This window comes from Stenotrophomonas sp. HMWF003 (assembly GCF_003061285.1).
In the GTDB taxonomy this organism is placed as follows: Bacteria; Pseudomonadota; Gammaproteobacteria; order Xanthomonadales; family Xanthomonadaceae; genus Stenotrophomonas; species Stenotrophomonas maltophilia_AP.
Genome location: NZ_QAIW01000395.1, coordinates 16027 through 16684, shown reverse-complemented (window position 1 = coordinate 16684; position 658 = coordinate 16027). Strand labels below are relative to the sequence as shown.

Genomic DNA, 658 nt, shown 5'->3' with positions numbered 1-658 from the left:
TCTTTTCCTTGCCTGCCGCCTGCGCTGGCCAATACCCTGCGCCCCGGCACCGCGCCGGCAACGCTGACCGCCGCAACCGACGCCCCTGCGCCCTCGGCCGAACCGCTCACCGTCGGCGAACAGCTGGCGGTGGTAACGCCTGCCGAGGTCGCCGACGGCGGCACCTCGCCGCCAGTGCAGACCGTCGCGGTGGTGGAGCAAGCCCCCGTGCCGACCGCACCGCAACCGGTTGCGCCGGCACCGGCACCGCCTGCAGACCCTGCGCCTGCGGCGACGGGCTCGGGCGGCACCAACTGGCGGCAATGGTCGACGCGCGGCGGGCTGTAATCGCACCCGCTACCGGTTCCGGGCGTGCAATCGCCCGGAACCGGCACCGCCCATTACCGGCAGGCGGCGCCTTCTACGTTCAGCTGCGCGGCGAACATCGGTATCTGTGCGATCTTGCCGGCGGCCGCCTGCTTCTTGGCGTCTTCCAGGTAGATACGCGACTGGCCCTGGCCGTCCAGTTCGGCCTTCTGCGCCACCGGCATGCGCCACACACGCACCACCGCCTGCTGCGCCGGACACGCGGCGCTCGGCACGCGGATCACGTCGTTGAGCTTCCAGCCTTTGGCTTCGCTGGGCTGGGCCTTGTCGAAATCGACAAAGCGGGCGCGCG

Annotated in this window: 2 pseudogenes; one reads left to right on the top strand and one right to left on the bottom strand. The window is 71.4% G+C overall.

From position 1 onward, the window contains the following. Positions 1 to 327: pseudogene (locus DBR34_RS21525) on the top strand (hypothetical protein); the annotation flags it as partial. Between the two features lie 53 nt (positions 328 to 380). On the opposite strand, the pseudogene DBR34_RS23665 reads toward DBR34_RS21525, so the two are convergent. Further along, positions 381 to 658: pseudogene (locus tag DBR34_RS23665) on the bottom strand (hypothetical protein); the annotation flags it as partial.